We start from the raw sequence: 5,432 nt of genomic DNA on the forward strand, positions 1-5,432 counted from the left end.
AGGAATTTCTTCTAAATTTAATCTCTTTGTTGCCTCATATCTATGACGCCCAGCAACCAGTCTGTAAGCTATTATTTTTTCATCTGGTCCTATAACTGCATTTACCCATACGGCTGATTTTGGAATGTAACCATTCGTTTCAATAGATTTCATAAGGGTTTCTACATGGTCGTGATCCACAAACTGACAACGAGTATTAAATTCCGAAATTTGTATTTTATCTATAGGAAGAGAAATTAAATCTCCTAACTTCTTTCTCATTATATGTTTTATATTTGTCTCTGGCATCATAGCCTCCTATGTGTACAATAGCAAATATAACCTTTGACACAAAGGTTTGTCCGTGTTATAATGGCTTTGTTCAGTGAATACCTCTCCGCCTACGAAGAGGTCCTTTTATTTTTAGCCACTTTTTTATATTTTACTGTCCCCTATGTTTCTACTTTCAGTTAAGATTTTCCTTCTTGGATTCTGTAATTGGGTATTTTTAAACAATTAGGGTAAATCCTTCACGGAAAATTCTTAAAACCTCAGTATTTACAATACTTTTATTCAATTTTACGCGTCTATTTCAACTTTTAAAATATCCGGGATATTAAATTTTATAGATTTTTTTAAAGTTTTCTCCGAGAAATCGTATTCCCCCTGCAAATTTACATGTTGCCATACAACTATAGAGCCATTTTTCAGAGTATTAATGATATTTTGTTTTTGCTTTTTACTCTTCGCCTCAAGAATTCTTTGTGAAAGATATAAATAATTCCAACATATAATAGAATTTTCTATTAATCTCTTACAGTTTTCGGCAATTATTTGTTCTTCTTTTGTATCCTGCTGAAATTCCTGATTATTCCCATGAAATACTGCATTAGCAAATTTATTAATATTTTCAGACTTATTCAATTGTTTTTCAATAGCCTGACGAAGTTTTACATCATCTATATAATTGAGCAAGAAGATTGTTTTTATAATTCTTCCAAATTCTCTTAAAGCCTGATATAAAGGATGTTGTTTAGAATAAGAGTTTAACCTGTGAAGCAATTGTGAGGCTGTGGTATGTTTCAGCTTAATAGTGGCAACAAATCTTAATATATTATCCCAGTTTTTCTCAATAATTTTAGTATTTATCTTTTTCTGAGACCTGATTTTATAAGCAAGCCTTTTTAATTCCGATGCTTTTTGAAAACTATAAAGATGTTGATCTTTTAAATTCTTAATTCTTGGAGCAAATGAAATTCCAAGCAGGTGTGTCAGACCAAAGATTATTTCACTATAACCATCACTATCAGTAGAATGAATTTCACTTTCTATTACATCATTATGCATTAAGCCATCAATAACATACGTGGCTTCCTTTTCTGAATTATTAATCACAGTAGAGTAAAAGAGACGATGAGTTTCATCTATAAAGCTGTAGACACTGAGCCCTTTGCCTTTTCCAAAGTATTTATAAGAATAACTGGCATTTAAAGATTCAACAGCAATATTATATTTCTGGCCATCACTGGAGGTATGAATAAGCCCTTCCGGATTTTTAAATAAATTAATCAGATTAAGACGTTCAACAAATTCTATAATTTTGTTATTCGCAAGTTCAAGGTTATCAATAGAAAAATACCAGTTAATAGTATTATATAATTCATCTTTATTAATATCCCTGGATATTTCGGCAATTTTATTAGCTCCTATATTACAGCCATATCCAATAATACCGGCAATAATATTTTTTAGCTCCGGATTTTTACGAACATCTTTTATCATCCAGTGTTTTACAGGATCTAAAAAATTAGTTACATCATTTACTGTAGATAAAATTTCAAGGAGAGATACGAATTTAACCTTAGAAAACAACCTGGAAGTTTTATAAGTATATTCTTTATCAATTTTTGGAGTTATGATATTCTTCATATTGCCTTTTGAATCGAATTTTATATATTTATTTTTTCCGGTAAATATATTATGATTTACCTTTTCATATAAAGTTTTTACTTCTTTTTCCAGATGGGGTTTGATTTTTTCAAAGGAACACAATTTACTAAGGCCTGCCCTTTCAAGTATTAAATCTTTATTCGCTTCCCAGTGATCTTCAGGAAGGAGGTAATTATCAAATGAAAGATATTTGTAAGAATAATTCAAATTTAAATTTCCCGATTTAATAGCATCAGATATTTTTATAAATAACAGGGCTTTATAAAGAGAGATTCTGAACTTGCCATTAACATCAAAAATCAAATCTTCCTCTTCTATATCAAGGAAATTTAAAGGAACTTTATTTCCTCTTAACTTATCTGTTTTTTTATAATAATCTATTGCTTCAATAAGATGCTTTTTTGAAGTTTTACCATCAAATTCAATACTTTTTACAATTTCGGATACCTTACGTTGTAATTTCAGGGATTGAGCTTCTAATACATCATAATAATCTCCGTTTTTACTAATGTTTTTAGAAAAATTTTCAAGAGAATTAATTTTTTCCGGAAGTTCTTTATATTTTGTATTTTTCACCTGACCAATAACTTTTTTTATTGCGTCTACTTTAGCATCTGATGATAAATCAGGAGAATTAAGAATAATTTCCATTGCTTCAAATGCTTTCTGGGAAAGCTTTGAAAATTCAGAAATTTCACCTATAGCTTTAGACTTTGTCTTTCTGAACTCATAAAATTTCTCTTTGTGTGTATTAGTAGTTTTCGTAAGGGCACTTTGAACGGACTGTAATAAAGTTTCCATAAGTGTATCCTGAATCTCATAAAATCTGTGAATTATAAATGCAATCAGAAAAAGAACTTTTTTCTCATTTCTTCTATAAATTTGAGAAGCCTGAGATTTTATAACGATATAAGCATAATATTTAATAACTTCCGGTGATAAATTTAAAGATTCTATAAGTGGTTGTAGATGAAAAAATAAAGATTTAAGATAATCTAAATCATAGATGTTTTGTTTTATTTTATGCTCCCTGAGAGATTGATAACTCTTTTTTAACCAGGTAAGTTTATATCTTTTAATTTCTAAATTATCCTGTTCTTTTTTATAACGTTTTTCTGGTATTCCAAAAAGTTCTTCAAGAGCCCCTTTCTGTTCATCAGTTATATTATTTTCAATTACCTCTGATAAGTTTTTCTCATAATCAATTAAAGCCTCTGTTATAATTTCTGATATTGCGTGATAACTGGGGATTTCTATCTTTTTTCTTTTAAGAAAATCTACCAGTGATATAAACATAAACTCCAGTTTTAAATGTTTTGAAGCCAGATATGCGGCTTCTTCTTTTAAAAGAGCTCTGGTTTTTTCATCAAAAGGCAGAAATCCATATTTTTCAAGTATGAGTTTTTTGTTTATATTATATGCTCTATCTGAAAAATCTTGTATTTTAATTTCTTCTAATGGTATATCAAATCTTTTAGCAATAAGTTTTATATCATCTTCATAAAAAAAATTTCGAGGATTAAAGATTTTTTTTGTGGACTTAAAATAAGCAAGTTGCATAATAAACCCGACTTTAGTAGTAATTGTTGTTTTACTATCGACAAATTCTTTAGCCCATTCAGGTAGTCTGAAAAATTTGTTTCTTTCTATACTATCGAATTTCGGGGGAGCATCAAATGCTTTAATATTAGCTTTGCTTAAAATTTGGATATGAGTACTCATATTCAACTCCTTTTTTACTATAAAAACGGTCCTTCAAATAGAGATTTGTTAACTATAAAATTATAATATATAATGGTTGGTAATTATATAAAAAAATTCGTTTTTACCATTTTTATAGTTGTGGAGGAAAATATGAAGACTATAGCCTATTTAAGAATATCTACAAATAAACAGGATCTGAGTAATCAGAGACTCTCAATATTAGATTATGCCTATAAAAATAAAATAGAAATTAACTCTTTTATAGAAATTCAGATTTCAGCTAAAAAAAATACCAGAGAGCGTAAAATTGAAAATCTCTTAATAGAGCTTAAAGAAAATGATACTCTTATTGTTACTGAGCTATCCAGACTCGGAAGAAGTCTGGGGCAAATAATTAGAATTGTAGATGAATTGATTAAGAGGCATATCAAACTTATTTCTATAAAAGAAAATATTATTCTTAATGACAAAGGAAATTTACAGACAAAAGTTATGATTGCACTATTTTCAATATTTGCAGAAGTAGAACACGATTTAATTTCACAAAGGACAAAACTGGGAATGGCTACAGCAAAAGCTAAAGGAAAAAAAATAGGCAGACCCAAAGGAGCTCTGGGGAAATCAAAACTGGATGGCAAAGAAGAGGATATAAAGAACTTCTTATCGAAAAAAGTTTCAAAGGCATCTATAGCAAGGATTATGGGTGTGTCCTATACAGGTATCTGCTCTTTTATAAAAAACAGAAATCTTAAAGAAATTGCTGAAAAGGAATTTGTAAAAAAACCTTAGTATTTTTTTGCCTTTTAATAAATGAAGCTTCTTCCTTTGTAGAAACAAAGAAATGAACATAAAATTGAGTTATTATAAATTTAGACGCGAAATTTCAATAGAAACTGTTATAAACATTAGGTTTTTACTATTTTTCCGTGAAGGATTTACCCTAATTGTTTAAAAACACCCAAAGTTCTATTCGTTAAAATGATTTTAAATTCCTTTTTTATCAAAATTATATATCTGAGTGAATTTTTAGATAAATTCCAATATTTACAAAAGTAAATTTAGTATTCGCAAAAGTAAACATATACTGAATTTTGGTATAAAAATAATGTAAAACGTCATAAAAAATGATTATCTAAGTCTACTTAGATAACTATTTATGGTATAATGGGGTCAGAGGTGAGATTTTTATGAAACAGGAGTGGGAGATTTTTAGAGAAAAGTATGAAGGGTTTTTGAGTGATCGGTCTATCGGGGAATACTGTCATATTATTAAACTTATAAAAGAGGGCAGGCTGGAAGTGAGAAGTAAGAGCCGGTATGATCAGGTGAGATCCGTTTTAAAGAAATGTGCGGAGATTGGGATTGAGCTTGATTACAGGATGCCGAAATGGAGTAAGAGAGAAAAAAGAGAGGTAAAGAATATTCAGGATAAATTGATTGATGAGGAAGAGCTTCAATTAATTTTAAAGAGCCTTCCCCGGACTTCTAAGGGGAAAGAACTGGGTCTTGCTGTGGAGATCAGTTATTATTCCGGTTTGAGGCTCTCGGAGGTACTGGGGCTTAAGGCGGAAGATATAACATTTAACGGGTCTTTGAGGTTATCTGTTATAGGGAAGGGGAGTAAGGCCAGAGTTACTTTTATGCCTCTGAGGTTTAGAGAGAGGTTAATAGATGATTTTAAGGGATTTACTATTACTGCTCCTTATGTGAAAAATGCTTTCAGGAGGGTTCTTGATAGATTGGGAATTAAGAGTAGCTTCCACGGACTGAGACATAGTTTTGCAACTAATCTTTTGAAT

Annotated in this window: 4 protein-coding genes; 2 read left to right on the plus strand and 2 right to left on the minus strand. The window is 29.8% G+C overall.

From position 1 onward, the window contains the following. Together AB1349_12640 and AB1349_12645 are read right to left on the minus strand one after the other, a co-directional pair. Window positions 1–291 (minus strand): ParB/RepB/Spo0J family partition protein (locus AB1349_12640; protein MEW6558174.1); only part of this gene is annotated, 291 nt, incomplete at its 3' end. Between the two features lie 267 nt (window positions 292–558). Further along, window positions 559–3,651 (minus strand): Tn3 family transposase, encoded by a 3,093-nt coding sequence (locus tag AB1349_12645; GenBank protein MEW6558175.1) that lies wholly within the window; start codon window positions 3,649–3,651, stop codon window positions 559–561. 132 nt (window positions 3,652–3,783) lie between these two features. Here AB1349_12645 and AB1349_12650 point away from each other — a divergent pair, with 132 nt between their 5' ends. Both AB1349_12650 and AB1349_12655 read left to right on the plus strand, forming a co-directional pair. Continuing rightward, entirely contained in the window at window positions 3,784–4,422 is a 639-nt protein-coding gene (locus AB1349_12650) for a recombinase family protein (protein MEW6558176.1), read from the plus strand. Window positions 4,423–4,820: 398 nt separating this feature from the next. Beyond that, window positions 4,821–5,432: tyrosine-type recombinase/integrase (locus AB1349_12655; GenBank protein MEW6558177.1), on the plus strand; the 612-nt coding region annotated here is incomplete at its 3' end.

The sequence above is a fragment of the Elusimicrobiota bacterium genome (assembly GCA_040757695.1).
GTDB lineage: Bacteria > Elusimicrobiota > UBA8919 > UBA8919 > UBA8919 > JBFLWK01.

What these genes read in the sequence shown, in the direction of transcription:
- AB1349_12645 (MEW6558175.1), bottom strand. Translation starts at nt 3,651, where the DNA reads ATGAGTACTCATATCCAAATTTTAAGCAAAGCTAATATTAAAGCATTT.
- AB1349_12650 (MEW6558176.1), top strand. Translation starts at nt 3,784, where the DNA reads ATGAAGACTATAGCCTATTTAAGAATATCTACAAATAAACAGGATCTG.